At 70.1% G+C, this 16832-nt stretch carries 12 protein-coding genes; 6 read left to right on the top strand and 6 right to left on the bottom strand.

Annotated features, from left to right (window positions below; genetic code table 11):
* The first annotated feature begins 45 nt into the window (after positions 1-45).
* A complete protein-coding gene (locus ACWEKS_RS37495; protein WP_452344488.1) occupies positions 46-1530 on the top strand; it encodes an MFS transporter in 1485 nt (494 codons plus the stop codon).
* Between the two features lie 15 nt (positions 1531-1545).
* On the opposite strand, the gene ACWEKS_RS37490 is transcribed toward ACWEKS_RS37495, so the two are convergent.
* On the bottom strand, positions 1546-2535 hold the full coding sequence (locus ACWEKS_RS37490) for an SMP-30/gluconolactonase/LRE family protein (protein ID WP_452344487.1): 990 nt from the start codon (positions 2533-2535) through the stop codon (positions 1546-1548).
* Positions 2536-2591: 56 nt separating this feature from the next.
* Between ACWEKS_RS37490 and ACWEKS_RS37485 the strand changes: the two genes are divergently transcribed.
* On the top strand, positions 2592-3167 hold the full coding sequence (locus ACWEKS_RS37485; protein WP_452344486.1) for a TetR/AcrR family transcriptional regulator: 576 nt from the start codon (positions 2592-2594) through the stop codon (positions 3165-3167).
* Positions 3168-3241: 74 nt separating this feature from the next.
* Complete coding sequence (locus tag ACWEKS_RS37480) at positions 3242-3892, top strand: HD domain-containing protein (RefSeq protein WP_452344485.1); 651 nt, start codon at positions 3242-3244, stop codon at positions 3890-3892.
* 14 nt (positions 3893-3906) lie between these two features.
* Here ACWEKS_RS37480 and ACWEKS_RS37475 read toward each other — a convergent pair whose 3' ends face one another.
* Positions 3907-4401 carry an Lrp/AsnC family transcriptional regulator gene (locus ACWEKS_RS37475; RefSeq protein WP_379386513.1) on the bottom strand — a complete coding sequence of 165 codons (495 nt, stop codon included), beginning with the start codon at positions 4399-4401 and terminating at the stop codon, positions 3907-3909.
* Between the two features lie 104 nt (positions 4402-4505).
* Between ACWEKS_RS37475 and ACWEKS_RS37470 the strand changes: the two genes are divergently transcribed.
* Complete coding sequence (locus ACWEKS_RS37470) at positions 4506-5633, top strand: metallophosphoesterase (RefSeq protein WP_452344484.1); 1128 nt, start codon at positions 4506-4508, stop codon at positions 5631-5633.
* Positions 5634-5643: 10 nt separating this feature from the next.
* On the opposite strand, the gene ACWEKS_RS37465 is transcribed toward ACWEKS_RS37470, so the two are convergent.
* From ACWEKS_RS37465 to ACWEKS_RS37450, 4 genes are all read right to left on the bottom strand, one after another.
* Positions 5644-7059 (bottom strand): NAD(P)/FAD-dependent oxidoreductase, encoded by a 1416-nt coding sequence (locus tag ACWEKS_RS37465; protein ID WP_452344483.1) that lies wholly within the window; start codon positions 7057-7059, stop codon positions 5644-5646.
* A gap of 291 nt (positions 7060-7350) precedes the next feature.
* Positions 7351-8838 (bottom strand): gamma-aminobutyraldehyde dehydrogenase, encoded by a 1488-nt coding sequence (locus ACWEKS_RS37460; protein ID WP_452344482.1) that lies wholly within the window; start codon positions 8836-8838, stop codon positions 7351-7353.
* Positions 8839-8875: 37 nt separating this feature from the next.
* A complete protein-coding gene (locus ACWEKS_RS37455; protein WP_452344481.1) occupies positions 8876-10240 on the bottom strand; it encodes an aminotransferase class III-fold pyridoxal phosphate-dependent enzyme in 1365 nt (454 codons plus the stop codon).
* A gap of 12 nt (positions 10241-10252) precedes the next feature.
* Positions 10253-11743 (bottom strand): CoA-acylating methylmalonate-semialdehyde dehydrogenase, encoded by a 1491-nt coding sequence (locus ACWEKS_RS37450; protein WP_452344480.1) that lies wholly within the window; start codon positions 11741-11743, stop codon positions 10253-10255.
* Positions 11744-11877: 134 nt separating this feature from the next.
* Between ACWEKS_RS37450 and ACWEKS_RS37445 the strand changes: the two genes are divergently transcribed.
* Entirely contained in the window at positions 11878-13449 is a 1572-nt protein-coding gene (locus ACWEKS_RS37445; protein WP_452344517.1) for a PucR family transcriptional regulator, read from the top strand.
* Positions 13450-13702: 253 nt separating this feature from the next.
* Complete coding sequence (locus tag ACWEKS_RS37440; protein WP_452344479.1) at positions 13703-16756, top strand: BTAD domain-containing putative transcriptional regulator; 3054 nt, start codon at positions 13703-13705, stop codon at positions 16754-16756.
* Positions 16757-16832 lie beyond the last annotated feature (76 nt).

Genomic DNA, 16832 nt, shown 5'->3' with positions numbered 1-16832 from the left:
TAATGAGTTCGGTTCGCCGGATAGTGCATCCATTACAGTGGGCGGGTGCTCGATAACCCCGCTGCGACGATGCAGTATCCGGTGACCAAGCGGGCGTTCGGGCTCGCAATTCTCGTCCTCAGCGGGCTTCAGCTGATGGTCGTGCTGGACGGCACCGTCATGATCCTGGCGCTGCCGCGACTACAGGAACAGCTCGGCCTGTCCAGCGCGGGTAGTGCGTGGACGGTCACGGCCTATGGTCTTCCGTTCGCGGGCCTGATGCTCCTGGGCGGGCGTCTCGGCGACTCGTTCGGCCGCAAGCGGATGCTGATTCTCGGCGTCGCGCTGTTCACCGTCGCCTCGGCGCTGTGCGGCACCGCGCAGAACGAGGCCTGGCTGATCGCGGCCCGCGCGCTGCAGGGCACGGGCGCGGCCATTGCCGCGCCGACCGCCTTCGCGCTGGTGGCGAGCACCTACGCGCCCGGCCCGGCCCGCAATCAGGCGGTCGCCATCTTCGGATCCATGGTCGGTATCGGCTCGGTCGGCGGTCTGGTCATCGGCGGCGCGCTGACCCAGGTCGACTGGCGCTGGATCTTCTGGATCAATGTGCCGATCGGCATTCTCATCGTCTGGGGCGCGATCTACCAGCTGCGCGACACCGCGCACCACCGCATGTCCATGGATGTGCGCGGCGCCATCCTGGGCACGCTTGCCTGTGTGTCGATCGTCTTCGGCGCGACCGAGGGGCCCGAAATGGGTTGGGGCTCTCCGGTCATCCTCGGCGCGCTGATCGGCGGCTTCGTCCTGCTCATCGTGTTCATCTTCGCCGAGCGTGACGTGGACAACCCGCTGCTGCCGTGGTCGCTGTTCAAGAGCCGCGACCGCGTGATCACCTTCGCCGCCATCTTCCTGACCTCCGGCGTGCTCGGCGCGACCACCTTCTTCGTCGCGCAGTTCCTGCAGAACGTGCTGCGCTACAGCCCGCTGCAGGCCGGTCTGGCCAGCATTCCGTTCACCCTCGGCGCGGGTGTCGGTACCGCGGTGGCGTCCAAGGCGTGCATGTATGTCCGGGCGCGCTGGCTGCTGCTGGCGGCGGCCCTGGTGCTGGCGGGCGCGCTGTATTTCGGTTCCACACTGGACAGTTCGGCCGACTATTTCCCCACGCTGCTGGTCATGATGTCGATCGTCGGCTTCTGCGTGGGCACCGCCATCGTGATCCTGCCGCTGTGCGTGCTGGTCGGCGTGGACATGGCCCACATCGGCCCGTTGTCGGCGGTCGGGCAGATGTTCATGAACATGGGCACGCCGTTCGCGGTGGGCGTGCTGAGCCCGGTCGCCCTGTCGCGCACCCTGGCGCTCGGCGGCAAATCGGGCAAGGTGAGCGAGATGTCGCCGAGTCAGATCGATGCGCTGGGCAGCGGGTACACCCTCGTCCTGCTGGTGTGCGCCATCGGCACCGCGATCATGGGCCTGCTGGCGCTGACGCTGCGGTACACGCCCGGGCAGCTGGCCCAGGCGCAGCACGCGCAGGACGAGGCTCAGAAGAGCTGACGAGGCTCAGCAGAGCTAGGGCACCGCGGTGACCGCGATCGCCGATTCGGTCAGGCTGCCGAGGTAGATCGCACCGTCCTGTTCGGCGACCCCGGTGACCATGGCGTAGTCGGTGCCCTCGCGCTGCAGGTCGTGGACGAGATTTCCGTCGAAGTCGAAGGCCTGCACCCACACCGTGCGGGCCGGTTTCGGTTGCAGCGCTTCGGGAATCGCCCACACCAGCCGGCGCAGCACGCCGGGCAGCGGAAGCAGCATGTCCAGCAGCGGATTTCGCGGCGACACCAGCGCCACCCAGGCCAGCCCGTCACTGCCGAGGCCCATATTGTCGGGGAAGGCGGGCAGGTTCTCGGCGAAGTAGTCGTGGGTGCCCGCCTTCGGCCCGGTCAGCCAGTAGCGGGTGATGCTGTAGCCGCCGGTCTCGGCGACCAGCAGGCATGAGCGGTCCGGGGCGAGCACGATGCCGTTCGCGAATTTCAGCCCGTCGACCAGGGTTTCGACGCTGCCGTCGGGATTGCGGCGCAGCAGCCGGCCGGTCTCGGAGTGCTCGAGCATGTCGCCCATGTATTCGCCGAGCGACCAGTGCCGGGTGGATTCGGTGAAGTAGACGGTGTCGCCGTCGGCGACCACATTGCTGGTGAAGTTCAGCGGCACGCCGTCGACCTCGGACACCAGCACCTCGACCTGCCCGCCCGGCTTGTCCAGGCGCAGCAGCCCGCGGTCGGCATCGCAGATCAGCAGCGAGCCATCGGGGTTCGCGTGCAGTCCCAGCGGCCGCCCGCCGGTATGCCCGATCCGCTCGACTGTGCCGTCGGCCGGGTCGACCGCCACCAGGGTGCCGTCCGCGAGTCCCGCGACGATTCTGCCGTCGGGGGCGATGACCACATCCTCGGGCCCGTCTCCGGGCACCTCGAGCCGCCGCACCGGCGGCATGGGTGGCGCACTGTGGTTTTCGTGGGCGCGGGCCGTCGCCTTGGGCGGCGTCCAGCGCTTGGGCTGCATGGACATGGCTCACTGTAACCCGGCCCTTGGTAGTCAACAGTTGTTGGCCTACACTTGTGGGCATGACTGTGGAGACGGGGCCGCGGCGGTCGGATGCCACCCGCGCGGCGATTCTGGAGGCGGCGCGCCGCCGCTTCGCCGAGGACGGCTACCGGAAGGCGACGATCCGGGCGATCGCGGCCGACGCCGGGATCGACCCGTCGATGGTGATGCGCTACTACGGCAACAAGGACGGATTGTTCGACGCCGCACTGGATGTCGACCTGGAGCTGCCGGATCTCGGTGCGGCCGAGCCGGATTCGCTGGGCGCACTGCTCGCGGCGCGTTTCCTGGAGCTGTGGGAGCAGCCGCCGACCAGCGAGATCCTGCTCACCCTCATCCGTTCGTCGCTGACCGACGAGGACGTGGTGGAACGCACCCGGCGCATCTTCGCCCAGCAGCTCATGCCGGCCGTGCTGCGTTTCGGCGATCCGGCCGACGCACCGCATCGCGCGGGTCTGATCGCCACCCAGATCCTGGGACTCGCCCTGTGCCGCTACGTCTTACGGCTGCCGCCGGTGGTGGCGCTGAGCTCGGAGCAGATCGTCGCCGAGATCGGGCCGACCATTCAGCGCTACCTCACGCTCGGGAACGCCTGACCTTGTGACCCAGTGGTGAAAACCACGCTGCCGGAGGGGTTTTCTCCGGACCGAAGATTGGGCACACTGCCCGGATGGGGATGAGTCTGGACGCGGATCTGCTGGACCGCTGGACGAAATTGGCCGGGCCGCAGGCACGCGCGGTGGGGGAGGACCTGGTCCGCCGCTACCGTGAGCCGCACCGCCGCTATCACACCGTCGAGCACCTGGCCGCCATGCTGGCGGTCATCGACGATCTCGCCGCCGACGCGGAGGATCTGGACGCGGTGCGCTACGCCGCCTTCTTCCACGACGCGGTCTACGCCGTCGACGGCACCGATAACGAGGAGGCCAGCGCCCGCCTGGCCGAAACCGCCCTGCCCGCACTGGGAGTCGGCGCGGACACGGTGGCGGAGGCCGCGCGGCTGGTCCGGCTGACCGGCGGCCACCATCCGGACCCATCGGACCGCAACGGCGCGGTGCTCTGCGATGCCGATCTGGCGATTCTCGCGGCCGACACGGCCGCCTACGCCGCCTACACCGCCGCCGTCCGCGCCGAGTACGCCCACGTTCCCGACCCGCTCTTCCGCTCGGGCCGGGCGGCCGTGCTGGCGGCGCTGGCCGGGCAGCCCGCCCTCTTCCGCACGCCCACCGCCCGGGCCCGCTACGAGTCCGCGGCGCGCGCCAACCTCGCGGCGGAACTCGCCACGCTCACCGCGGCGGCGGGCGAACCCGGGGCCGAGTGAGGGGGGCACCCCGATCAGCGGGTGCCGTACTTGTAGGTCTGCTTCCGCAGCTTGAGGTACACCATGATCTCGGCGTGCCGGACCCCGGCCAGCCCGCGAATCCGGTTGGACACCAGGTCGAGCAGGGCTTCGTCGTCCGGGCACACGGCCTCGCAGAGGATGTCGTAGCGGCCGGCGCACACCACGACATAGTTGATTTCCTCGATGGCGGCCAAGATGTCGGCCACCTGCTGCACCGGCCCGTCCACGGTGATGGCGATCATGGCCTGCCGGAACAGCCCGACCTGCAGGGGATCGGTGACCGCGACGATCTGGATCACCCCGGCATCGGCCAGCTTCTGCACGCGCTGGCGGACGGCGGCCTCCGAGAGACCGACAGCCTTGCCGATGGTGGCGTACGCGCGTCGCCCGTCCTCCTGGAGCTGGTCGATGATCCGCTTGGAGATGTCGTCGAGGATCGGAGCTCCCCGGCCGGAGTTCTGGTCGATCACGAGATCATCCTTCCTCATCGCGGCTGGTCGGGCGAACGCCCGACCGGCGGTCGCGAGCGCGCGGGTATGTTGGGATCGGTCGCCGGGTCCGGCGGTTTTCGGTCCGACAAGGATGATCTCCCGTGAAGTACGTTCCGCGCGCGGTTCTGTTCCTCGGCATTCCCGCGCTCCTGTTCGCCCTCCCCTGGTGGCTGCTGGTCTACACGACGATGTCCGGGACATGGTTCTGGCTCGGGTCGGCGGTGTTCCTGCTCGGCTATCTGGCGCTGCCCGCGGGCATGCTGCTCGGGCACGGCCCGCGGCAGTCCGACGCGGCGTCGCTGGTGGGCGACACCATGCTGGGTGTCATGTGGGTGGTGTTCACCTGGTCGGTGATCGGCGCCGCGGTCCGGGGTGTGCTGGCGGTCGCGGGGGTGGACGATCCGGTGCGCTCGCGCGTGGTGGCCGTCGGGGTGCTGGCGGTGTCGATCGTGCTGTCCGCCTGGGCGATCTACGAGGCGCGCCGGGTGCCGCGCGTGCGCACGGTCGAGGTCGAGATCCCCGGTCTCGGTGCGGGTTTGGACGGTCTCCGGCTGGTGGTCGTCACCGACACCCACTACGCCGCGACCGATCGGTTGCGCTGGTCGGAGCGGGTGGTCGAGGAGGTCAACGCGCTGCGTCCCGATATCGCCTGTCACGCGGGCGATCTCGCCGACGGCTCGGTGGAGAAGCGGAGGGCGCAGGTCGATCCGCTGGGCAAGGTCGAGGCCGAGTACGGCCGCTTCTACATCACCGGCAATCACGAATACTTCGGCGACGCACCGGGCTGGATCGACCACATGTCCGGCCTGGGCTGGCAGCCGCTGCGCAACCAGCACGAGGTCATCAGCCGCGAGGGCGACAGCCTCGTGCTGGCGGGCATCGACGACCCCACCGGTAGCGGCCTGCCCGGCCACGGCCCCGATATCACCGCGGCCCTGGCCGGCGCCGATCCGGCACTGCCGGTGGTCCTGCTGGCCCATCAGCCCAAACAGGTCACCGATGCGGTGTCGGCCGGTGTGGCCCTGCAGATTTCGGGCCACACCCACGGCGGGCAGATCTGGCCCTTCCGGTACCTGGTCCGCCTGGATCAGCCCGTGGTGGCCGGGCTCAGCCGCCACGGCGAGCGCACCCAGCTCTACACCAGCCGGGGCACCGGCTTCTGGGGTCCGCAGCTGCGCCTGTTCGCGCCGAGCGAGATCACGGTGCTGATCCTGCGCCGGCCCAACTGATTCCGGCCGCTCAGCTGTCGAAGCCCAGGCCGGTGTAGTCGAGGGTCTTCAGCCACAGATTGCGGCGCCCCTGGTGCGCGTCCGCGCGCGCCAGGGACCAGCGGGTGAGGTGAATTCCCGCGGACCGCAACGGTTCCGGCGGCAGCGGCAGCGGCCGGGAGCGGACCATGCGCAGGCGGGTCCGCTCGGTGTCGCGGCCCCACAGCTGGTCGAGCATGACCTCCGCCCCGAAGCGGGTCGCGCCCACCCCGAGCCCGGTGTAGCCGGCGGCATAGACCAGCCGGCCCTTGTAGGCGGAGCCGAAGAAGGCGCAGAACCGGCCGCAGGTGTCGATGACCCCGCCCCAGCGGTGGGTGAAGCGCAGGCCGTCGAGCTGCGGGAAGGTCTGGAAGAAGTGCTGGGCGAGGGTTTCGAAGGTGGCCTCGTTGTATTCCAGGGCGGGGGCGATGCGATTGCCGAAGTGATAGATGGCGTCGTAGCCGCCGAAGAGGATGCGGTTGTCGCTGGTCAGGCGGTAGTAGTGGAAGCGGTAGGAGGCGTCGCCCAGACCCATGCGGGTGCCCCAGCCGATGCTGTCGAGCTGTTCGGCGGTGAGCGGCTCGGTCATGAGCGCGTAGTCGTAGACCGGCACCACATGGCGTGACACCTTGGGCACCGGGCCCGCGAAAGCGCTGGTGCACAGGGCGACCCGGGGCGCGCGGACCTCACCGTGCGGCGTGTGCAGGGTCAGCGTGCCGCCGTGGGATTTCGAAAGGCGTTGCACCGGAGTGCCTTCGAAGATGCGGACACCGGAATCCAGGCAGGCGCGCCGTAGTCCCCAGGCCAGCCGGGCCGGATCGAGCATGGCGACGCCGTCGCGGTCCCACCAGCCGCCGAGGTAGGTGGGGGAGTGCACCATGCCCTGCATCTGGCCGGCGTCGAGCAGTTCGGTGCGGTAGCCGAGGGCTTCGGCGGCGTCGTGGCTCTCCTGCAGCCATTCGACCTCGTGGGGCGCGGTGGCGACCTCCATCTCGCCGGTGCGCTCGAAGTCGCAGTCGATGCCGTACCGCAGGATGGCCTTCTCGATGTCGTCCAGGTTGGAGCGGCCGAGCCGTTCGAGCTGGCCGATCTCGTCGGGGAAGCGCTCCATGCCATTGGCCAGGCCGTGGGTCAGGCTGGCGGAGCAGAATCCGCCGTTGCGGCCCGAGGCCGCGTGTCCGCAGAGACCGGACTCCAGCAGCACCACGTCGATGCCGGGATCGCGTTCCTTGGCCAGCAGCGCGGTCCAGAGTCCGCTGTAGCCGCCGCCGATGACGGCCAGATCCGCGGTGGTGGCCGTGGTGAGGGGGTCGGTGGGGGTCGGCCGCTCGGGCCGGTCGGTCCAGTACGGCGTCGGCGCTGCATCGATGAGTGCCGACGCCCACAGTTTGCTTCCTTTGGCCGACATGGCCGATCAACTCCTTCTCTCGTGCCGTTACGGCGAACGTTCGCGCCTGCGTGCTCGGGGTACGTGGAAGCCGCCGATGGTCACCCGTGGGGGGACCAGTCGGCGGCTTTCGAGAGAGTCAGCTGGTGGCGGCGCGATCCTCGGAGCGGCGGGGCATACGCACGGTGGACCGCAATACCTGCGTCGGCGACGTCGGCCGGTCCATTTCCGCCTCCTCCTGTGTCATGAGGATAGCCCAGAAATTCGCGGGCGGGTCCGATCGGAGCCCGCCCGCGCGATATCGCCGCCTTTTTACCCGGCCCGGAAGATGATGTCGTGCCAGGGCTTGTGCGCCGCGCCGGTGATATCCGACATGACGTGCTTGATATTCGTGTACTCCTCGAATGCGTAGGCGGACATGTCCTTTCCGAATCCGGAGGACTTGTACCCGCCGTGCGGCATTTCGCTGATGATCGGAATATGGTCGTTGATCCACACGCAGCCGGCCTGAATTTCCCGGCTCGCCCGCTGGGTGCGGAACACGTCGCGGGACCAGGCGGAGGCGGCCAGCCCGTAGACGGTGTCATTGGCCAGCGCGATGGCCTCGTCGTCGGTGTCGAAGGGCAGCACGACCAACACCGGGCCGAAGATCTCGTGCTGCACGATCTCGGAGTCCTGGGCCGCGCCGGTGATCAGGGTCGGCTCGAAGTAGGAACCCGCCGCCGGGGTGTGTTCCGGAATTCGGCCGCCGCGAACGATTTTCGCGCCGGATTCGCGGGCGCGTTCCACCATGCCCAGCACTTTCTCGCGGTGTGCGCGCGAAATCAGTGGTCCCATATCGGTTTCCGGGTTCTCGACCGGACCGAGCACCACCCGGTCCATGAGATCGGTTACGCGGCCTACGAATTCCTCGAACAGCGGGCGTTGCACATAGGCGCGGGTGGCGGCCGTGCAATCCTGGCCGGTATTGATGAGCGCGCCCGCGACCGCGCCCCGAGCCGCTGCCTCGGGGTCGGCGTCGTCGAAGACGACGAAGGGGGCCTTGCCGCCGAGTTCGAGATGGACCCGCTTGACCGCACCGGCGGCGGTGGCGGCCACCCGTTTGCCGACCCCGGTGGAGCCGGTGAACGACACCATGGCCACGGCGGGATGCTCCACCAGCGGCTGTCCCGCCTCGGCGCCGGTGCCGGTGAGCACATTGATCACGCCCGGCGGCACGCCCGCGTCGATGGCGGCCTCCGCGAACAACAGCGAGGACAGCGGGGTCAGCTCGGAAGGCTTGAGCACCACCGTGTTTCCGGCGGCGACGGCGGGCAGGATCTTCCAGGCCGCCATTTGCAGCGGATAGTTCCAGGGCGCGATGGACCCGATGACGCCGAGGGGTTCCCGCCGGATCGACGAGGTGTGGTCACCGGAGTATTCGGCCGCCGCCTTGCCTTCCAGGTGCCGGGCGGCGCCGGCGAAGAAGGCCGTGTTGTCGATGGTGCCGGGCACGTCGAATTCCGTGGCGAGGCGAATCGGCTTGCCCGCGTTGCCACTTTCGATCGCGGCGAGGTCCCCGGCACGAGTGCGCAGGATCCGGGCCCATTCGTGCATGAGGTCCGACCGCGCGGCCGGGGTGAGCCCGGCCCAGCCGGGGAAGGCCGCCCGGGCCGCGGTCACCGCCGACTCGACGTCGGCCGCGTTCGCGCCGGCACCCGAGGCGATGACCGCGCCCGTGGCCGGCGCGATGATCGACAGCGGCGCACCCGACCCGGATCGTCGTGCGCCGCCGATGAATTGCAGTTGTTCCTGATCCATCGCGCTCCTCGCGTTCTCGAAGGTCACCGTCTCCGGGTCACACGGTATGGGAGTCGGCGACCGTGAGCGCCTGGTCGAGGATGGCGAGTCCCTCCTTGGCCTCGGCCTCGCTGATGGTGCAGGGCGGGACCACGTGCAGGCGGTTGAAGTTCACGAACAGCAGCAGTCCGGCGGCCTTGGCAGCGGCGACGGTCTGGCTCATGGCCGGGCTGGTGCCGCCGTAGGGCGCCAGGGGTTCGCGGGTGGCGCGGTCGCGGACCAGCTCCACGGCCCAGAACACGCCGAGTCCGCGGACCTCGCCGACGCTCGGGTGCCGCTCGGCCAGTTCCCGCAGGCCCGGGCCGATGACGCGCTCGCCCATGTCGGCGGCGTTCTCGACGATGCCCTCCTCACGCATGGCGGTGATGGTCGCGACGGCCGCGGCCGTGGCCAGTGGATGTCCGGAGTAGGTGAGCCCGCCCGGATAGGCGCGGTCGTCGAAGGTGGCCGCGATGTGCGGTGCGATGGCGACGCCGCCCAGCGGCACATACCCGGAGTTGACGCCCTTGGCGAAGGTGAGCAGGTCCGGCGCCACGTCGAAATGGTCGATGGCGAACCATTCGCCGGTGCGGCCGAAGCCCGCCATCACCTCGTCGGCGATGAACACGATGCCGTACTTGTCGCACAGTTCGCGCACGCCGGCCAAGTATCCCGGGGGCGGCACCATGATTCCGGCCGTGCCCGGCACCGATTCCAGAATGACGGCCGCGATGGTGCTCGGCCCCTCGAGCGCGATGGTCTGCTCGAGGTGCTGCAGCGCCCGTTCGGTCTCCTCGGCCTCGGTGGTGGCGTGGAACTGCGAGCGGTACAGGAACGGTCCGAAGAAGTGCACGACTCCCGCATTGCCGTGGTCGTTCGGCCAGCGCCGCGGGTCGCCGGTCAGATTGACCGCGGTCTCGGTGCCGCCGTGATACGACCGGTAGCGTGCGAGCACCTTGTACCGCCCGGTGTGCAGCCGGGCCATGCGCACCGCGTGCTCGACCGCGTCCGCGCCGCCATTGGTGAAGAAGATCCGGTTCAGCTCACCGGGAGTGCGTTCGGCGATCAGCCGCGCCGCCTCCGAGCGGGCGTCGTTCACGTACGCCGGGCCGATGGTGCACAGCGTGGCCGCCTGCTCCTGGATGGCGGCCACCACCTTCGGATGCTGGTGTCCGATATTGGTGTTCACCATCTGCGAGGAGAAGTCGAGCAGCCGGTTGCCGTCGCCGTCCCACACGTAGCAGCCCTGGGCGGCAGTGATCACCATGGGATCCAGCGACTTCTGCGCGGACCAGGAATGGAAGACGTGCTTGCGGTCCAATTCGTAGGCGCGGGCGGCTTTTTCGCGGGCCGCCTCCGGGGTCAGCCCATTGGGCAGGGTCATCGCGGACTCCGTTCAGTGGTTCTGGGGGAAGCCGAGGTTCAGACCGCCGTGGCTGGGATCGAGCCAGCGGGTGGTGACGGCCTTGGTGCGGGTGAAGAAGTGCACGCCGTCGGTGCCGTGCGCATGCGAATCGCCGAACAGGGAGTTCTTCCAGCCTCCGAAACTGTAGTAGGCCATGGGGACCGGAATGGGGACATTGATGCCGACCATGCCGACCTCGACCTCGTTGTGGAAGCGCCGGGCCGCACCGCCGTCATTGGTGAACAGGGCGGTGCCGTTGCCGTAGGGGTTGGCATTGACGAGGGCCAGCGCCTCGTCGTAGCTGTCCACGCGGACCACCGACAGCACCGGGCCGAAGATCTCGTCGGTGTAGACGCTCATGTCGGTGGTGACGTGGTCGAGAATGGTGGGGCCCAGCCAGAATCCGTCGGCCGCGCCGTCGATGGCCACCCCGCGGCCGTCGAGAACCACGGTGGCGCCGGAGGATTCGCCCGCCGCGATATAGGCGGCCACCTTGTCGCGGTGCGCCTCGGTCACCAGCGGGCCCATATCGGTGCCGCGGGTGCCGTCGCCGGTGCGAATGGTCTTGGCGCGCTCGGTGATCCGCGCCACCAGGTCGTCGGCGATATCGCCCACCGCCACCAGCGCGCTGATGGCCATGCAGCGTTCACCGGCCGAGCCGAAGCCCGCGTTCACGGCGGCGTCGGCGGCCAGGTCCAGATCCGCGTCGGGCAGCACCACCATGTGATTCTTGGCCCCGCCGAGGGCCTGCACGCGTTTGCCGGCGGCGGTGCCATGCTCGTAGACGTACTTGGCGATCGGGGTGGAGCCGACGAACGACACCGCCTTGATGGCGGGGTTCGCCAGCAGTTCGTCCACCGCCACCTTGTCGCCCTGGACCACGTTGAAGACCCCGTCCGGCAGCCCGGCCTCACGCCACAGCTCGGCCAGCCACAGCGACGGCGAGGGGTCCTTCTCGCTCGGCTTGAGCACCACGGTGTTGCCGGCTGCGATGGCGACGGGGAAGAACCACATGGGCACCATGGCCGGGAAGTTGAACGGCGAGATGATGGCCACCGGGCCCAGGGCTTGCCGTACGGAGAAGATGTCGACCTTGGTGGAGGCGTTCTCGGTGTAGCCGCCCTTGAGCAGATGCGGTATGCCGCAGGCGAATTCGACGACCTCGAGGCCGCGGGTGACCTCGCCCATCGCGTCGGCGAGCACCTTGCCGTGCTCGCTGGTGATGAGGGCGGCCAGCTCCTCCTTGCGCTCGTTGAGCAGTTCGCGGAAGCGGAACAGCACCTGGGTGCGCTTGGCCAGGGAGGCGTCGCGCCAGGCCGGGAACGCGGCCACGGCGGATTCGATCACGGTGCGGACGTCGGCCGCGGAGGCCAGGGCGACCTGTCCGGTCACCACGCCGGTCGCGGGATTGGTGACCGGTGCGGTCGCCGTGCTGGAACCGGTGAAGGACTTGCCGTCGAGCCAGTGTGCGATGGTCTGCATATCTCCTCGATTCCGTGAGTGTCCGTCCCTACTCTGCGCCATTACCCGCCGGTTGATTCCCGACGTTGTGTATCCATTTTCCAACTTCGTATTACGATTCGTCGGTGCTCCTCTCCGTTGCTGATGTGCTGGCCATGCCGGTCGTGCGGGCCGGGCAGCCGCAGGTCGTGGGCGGCGGTCCGCTGGATCGGCCGGTGCGGTGGGTGCATGTGAGCGAACTGCCGGACGTGGCGAAACTACTGGTGGGACGCGAATTGATTCTCACCACCGGACAGGCGCTGGCCGGTAGCGACGCGGCCACCGTGGCCTACCTGGAATCGCTGGCCGCGGCGGGGGTGTCCGGGTTGGTCATCGAATTGGGCACCTACGTGCGGGAATTGTCGCCGGTGGTGGCCGAGACCGCCGACCGGGTGGGGTTGCCGATCGTGGCGCTGCACCGGGTGGTGCGGTTCGTGGAGGTCACCGAGGCGGTGCACCGGGTGATCGTGGCCGACCAGTACGCGGAGCTGGAATTCGCGCGCACGGTGCACGAGACGTTCACGGCGTTGAGCGTGCGGCGGGCGTCGCTGGCCGAAATCGTGAAAACCGCTGCCGGGATGCTGGACGCCTCGGTCGTGCTCGAGGACCTGGCGCATCGCGTGCTGGCCCTGACCGCGCGCCACACCGGCACCTCGGCCCTGCTCGAGCACTGGGAGACCACCTCCCGGCTGCTGCCCGGCACCGACCCGAATGTGGTTCCGGTGGGCCCGCATACACAGCGCTGGGGCCGGCTCATCCTGCGCTCGAACCGGGTGCCCACGGCCCGCGCCCGCATGGTGCTCGAACGCGCCGCGCAGACGCTGACCCTGCACCGGATGATCGAGCGCGACCGCTTCGGGCTGCACCGGCAGGCCCAGACCGGGCTCATCGACGATATGGTCAACGGCCGCCTCACCGACGAGCGTGACGCCGTGGCGCTGGCGGCGGCGCTCGGGCTGGCCCGCCGCGCCCGCTATGTCCCGCTCGCGGTGGAGGTCGCGGCGGCGGCCGAGGCGGATCCGGTGGCGCAGCAACGCCGTACGGCCGCACTGCTGGACGCGGCGCTGCACGGGGTGGCGCTGGCCAAGGCCACCGCGCTGGCCGCACCCGACCACGGCAATCGGGTCACCATCGTGCTGGGGGTAGCCCGGAGCGGCGACCTGGACAGCGCGCTCACCGCGATCTGCTCGGCCATGCTCGGCGAGATCCGCCGCGTGGCGGGTGTGGAGCGCGCGGTCATCGGCGCCGGGGGTGAATCGGACTCCCTCCTCGACACCGCGCGTGAGCTGGCCCAGGCCGCGCACGTCGCCGAAGTCGCTCTCTCCCTGGACCCTTCGGTCCCGCGCCCCTTCTATCGCAGCGGCGACGTCCGCCTGCGCGGCCTGCTGTCGCTCATCCGCGACGAGCCGGGCGTCCAGCGCTTCGCCGAGACCGAGTTGAGCGCCCTGCTCCGGCACGACATCCGCAATGCCGCCGACCTCACCCGCACCCTGCGCCAATTCCTCGACCTGGCGGGCAACAAGACCGAACTCGCCAAGCGCCTCAATATCAGCCGGCCCACCCTCTACGACCGCCTGTCCCGCATCGAACGCATCCTCGACGTCGATCTCGACGACGGCGAGACCCGCACCTCCCTCCACACCGCCCTGCTCATCCGAGACCTGGTCGCTGCCCCAGAACCTCGCTGACCGCCGCCCCGGCGAGATCCTCCGACGTGAATTCCGTGGTAGGGGCGGGCCCGAGAAGCGCTGTGCGCCGGCGCATTCTCGAGGCGGTGATCCGGATCGCCGCCCGTCGTCCAGGTATGTCGCCGGCCTGGCCTTCGAACCGGCGGTGCTTCCGACATGGGTCGGTGGGCTCCGGGCAGAGCGCATCGGAATGACCGGGAGCGGCGGAGGTCCGCGCGTCGGGGGCCAGGTCCGGCCCGGGCATACTGGCCGCGTGGAGTTCGGGATTCTGGGTCCGATCGAGGCGCGACGGGCCGATGGGGGCCCGTTTCCGATCGGGGGTCCGCAGGTGCGGGCCTTGCTGGCGGTGTTGGCATTGGATGCCGGGCGGGTGGTCGGGCGGGAGCGGCTGATCGACGACCTGTACGGGTCGGAGCCGCCGGGGGATGCGGGACATGCGTTGCAGTCGCAGGTGTCGCGGCTGCGGCGGGCGCTGCGCACTGGTGTGGGAGACGGCGAGTTCGTCGAATCGGCCGGGGCGGGTTATCGATTGGCGGTCGACCCGGAGTCGGTGGATGCGCTCCGATTCGCGCGGCTGGCCGAGCAGGGGCGGAAAGCCTTGCGGGACCGCGATTCCGGTGCGGCGATGACGCTGCTGGACGAGGCGCTCGGATTGTGGCGTGGTCCGGCGCTGGCCGATGTGCGGGACGCGCCCTTCGCCGAGAGTCAGGGCGCGTGGCTGGACGAGGCGCGGCTGGCCGCCGAGGAGGATCGGGCCGAGGCGGCGCTGGCGGTGGGGGATTCGCAGGCGGTGGTGGCGACACTGTCGGAATTGGTTGCGGCGCATCCCCTCCGAGAGCGGGCACGCGCTCTGCTCATGCGTGCCCTGTACGCGGGGGGCCGCCAGGCCGAGGCGCTGGAATCCTTCGAAGCGGGACGGCGGCTGCTCGCCGACGAGCTCGGGGCCGATCCCTCGGCCGAGCTCATGGACGCCCACCTGGCGATCCTGCGCGCGGATGAGGTTGCGGCCGTGTCGAACCGGCGGCTGCCCACCCCGCTCACCAGTTTCGTCGGCCGGGAGGACGAACTGGCGCGGCTGGTGCCACTGGTCGCCCAGGCCCGCCTCGTCACCCTGATCGGCCCCGGCGGCACCGGGAAGACGCGCCTGGCGCTGGCGGCGGGCGGCCGGGTCCGCGGCGACATCTGCTTCGTCGAATTGGCGCCGCTGGTGGACGGTGTGCCGGCGGCCCAGGCGATCGCGAGCGCCCTGGGCTGTCGCGACCTGTCGGCGCATGCGGCCCCCGGACCACGCGATTTCGAGTCGCAGCTGGTCACCGTGCTCGCCGACCGTCCGCTGCTGCTCATCCTCGACAATTGCGAGCACGTCGTCCTCGATATCGCCCGCCTCGCGCACCGCCTGCTGGTCGCGTGCCCGGGCCTGCGGATTCTCGCCACCAGCCGCGAGGCGCTGCGGGTCACGGGCGAAACGCTGTTCCCGGTCCCCCAATTGCCCATGGCCCCACCGGATTCGCCGCTGGCCGACCAGCTGGCCGCCCCGGCGGTGCGCCTGTTCGCCGACCGGGCCGCCGCGGTCCGGCCCGGCTTCCTCCCGGACGCGGGTACCATCGCCCTGGTCGCCCGCATCTGCCGCCGCCTCGACGGCCTGCCGCTCGCCATCGAGCTCGCCGCCGCGCGCCTGCGCACCCTCGACCTCCCCGAGATCGACGCCCGGCTCACCGACCGCTTCCGCCTGCTGGCTCGCGGCGACCGCACCGCCGAACCCCGCCACCAGACCCTGCAGGCCGTGGTGGCCTGGAGCTGGGAACTCCTCGAACCCGCCGAACAGCAACTGGCCCAGCGCTTCTCGGTCTTCGCGGGCGGCGCGACCGCCGAGCAGGCCCGCCGCGTGTGCTATATCGACGATATCGACGACCTCCTCGCCGACCTCACCGACAAGTCCCTGCTGGACATTGCCGCCGGCCGCTACCGCATGCTCGAAACCATCCGCGAATTCGCCCGCACCCGCGCCATCGAATCCGGCGACCACGAGAAAACCCAACGCGCCCACGCCGAATACTTCGCCGACACAGCCGAAATCGCGGACCCCCTACTACGCACCGCCACCCAACTCCAGCACCTGGCCCGCCTCACCACCGACCACGACAACCTCCAGTCCGCCCTGCACTGGTCCGCCACCGCCGACCCCACCCTCGCCGCCCGGCTCATCGCCGCCCAAGCCTGGTACTGGTGGCTCACCGGCCACTCCGGCGACGGCCCCGCCCTCGCCAACCGCCTGCTACCCGAACTGAATTCGGCAGTACGTCGGCCGGACCCGGCCGCCCGGCCGCACGGTCAGCCGATGCACCGCGATGACGTCGGCGACCGCCGAGACGCAGACCTCCACGAGCCTGCGGCGCTGATCACTCCCACTGCCGCGCACCGGTCGGATACGCGCCCGCTAGGCGAGGAGCGGCGCGTGCCGTTCGTTGCGGAAACCGCTGCTGGGCATGATGCACCGGGAGTGGAGTCGAGCGTCGCCGCGAAGGCTCGCCTATCCCGGCCCGAGCGGCTGGTTGCCGTGGATGCGGAGCAATACGCGCTGGTGGTGGCGGTGGCAGCGCGGGGACGGGATGATCTCGCGGCCGCGGTCGAGCGGGCGGCGGCGGGGGTTGCGGCGCAGGAGCATCCGATGCGGCAGCCGCATCTGATCTTTCTGCTCGCGCTCGCGGGCGGGATGCTGCCCGGGGATCCTGCGGAGTTGCGCCGGTTGTTCGGGGCGGATGACTGGTCGCAGGCGTTTCTGCGGCTGGGGGACGGGATGGCGTTGTTCATGTCCGGGCGGGCCGGCGAATCCGAGCCGGAGTTCGCGGCGGCGCTGGCGGGATTCCGGCGGATCGGGGACCGGTGGGCGATCGCGGCCGCATTGGACAAGCTGGCGGCGGTGGCCGAGCGGCGCGGCGATCGGGCCGCCTCGCTGGCCCTGATCGATGAGGCGATCGCGGTGAACACCGAATTGGGTTGGGCCGCGGACACTGCCGACCTCTTGACCCGTCGCGGCGACATCCACCTCGGCGGGGCGGCGGACCGGGATGCCGAAGCGGCGCGCGCGGATTATGAACGGGCAGCGGAGCTGTCGCGGACCCACGGCGCGATCGACATGTACGCCGGTGCACTTCGCGGCCTGGGGGATGTCGCTCGTGCCGAGGACCCGGCGTCAGCGCGGAACCTGTACCGGTCGGTGCTGGCGATCCCGGCCGGAGGTTCGATCGCCATCACCGAGGCGCACGAGCGGGCGCGGGAGGGTCTCGCACTGTTGGAAGGCGCCTGAAATCGCAGGTCGGGATGTTGGTGAGGGCCGGTGAGCCGACGGTGAGGGATTGGTGAGCACCCCGGCCGAAGCTGTG

It is taken from the genome of Nocardia sp. NPDC004711 (genome assembly GCF_053601595.1).
This window is presented reverse-complemented; position numbering and strand designations above follow the sequence as displayed.

What these genes read in the sequence shown, in the direction of transcription:
- ACWEKS_RS37490 (WP_452344487.1), bottom strand. Translation starts at nt 2,535, where the DNA reads ATGTCCATGCAGCCCAAGCGCTGGACGCCGCCCAAGGCGACGGCCCGC.
- ACWEKS_RS37485 (WP_452344486.1), top strand. Translation starts at nt 2,592, where the DNA reads ATGACTGTGGAGACGGGGCCGCGGCGGTCGGATGCCACCCGCGCGGCG.
- ACWEKS_RS37480 (WP_452344485.1), top strand. Translation starts at nt 3,242, where the DNA reads ATGGGGATGAGTCTGGACGCGGATCTGCTGGACCGCTGGACGAAATTG.
- ACWEKS_RS37475 (WP_379386513.1), bottom strand. Translation starts at nt 4,401, where the DNA reads ATGAGGAAGGATGATCTCGTGATCGACCAGAACTCCGGCCGGGGAGCT.
- ACWEKS_RS37465 (WP_452344483.1), bottom strand. Translation starts at nt 7,059, where the DNA reads ATGTCGGCCAAAGGAAGCAAACTGTGGGCGTCGGCACTCATCGATGCA.
- ACWEKS_RS37460 (WP_452344482.1), bottom strand. Translation starts at nt 8,838, where the DNA reads ATGGATCAGGAACAACTGCAATTCATCGGCGGCGCACGACGATCCGGG.
- ACWEKS_RS37455 (WP_452344481.1), bottom strand. Translation starts at nt 10,240, where the DNA reads ATGACCCTGCCCAATGGGCTGACCCCGGAGGCGGCCCGCGAAAAAGCC.
- ACWEKS_RS37450 (WP_452344480.1), bottom strand. Translation starts at nt 11,743, where the DNA reads ATGCAGACCATCGCACACTGGCTCGACGGCAAGTCCTTCACCGGTTCC.
- ACWEKS_RS37445 (WP_452344517.1), top strand. Translation starts at nt 11,878, where the DNA reads ATGCCGGTCGTGCGGGCCGGGCAGCCGCAGGTCGTGGGCGGCGGTCCG.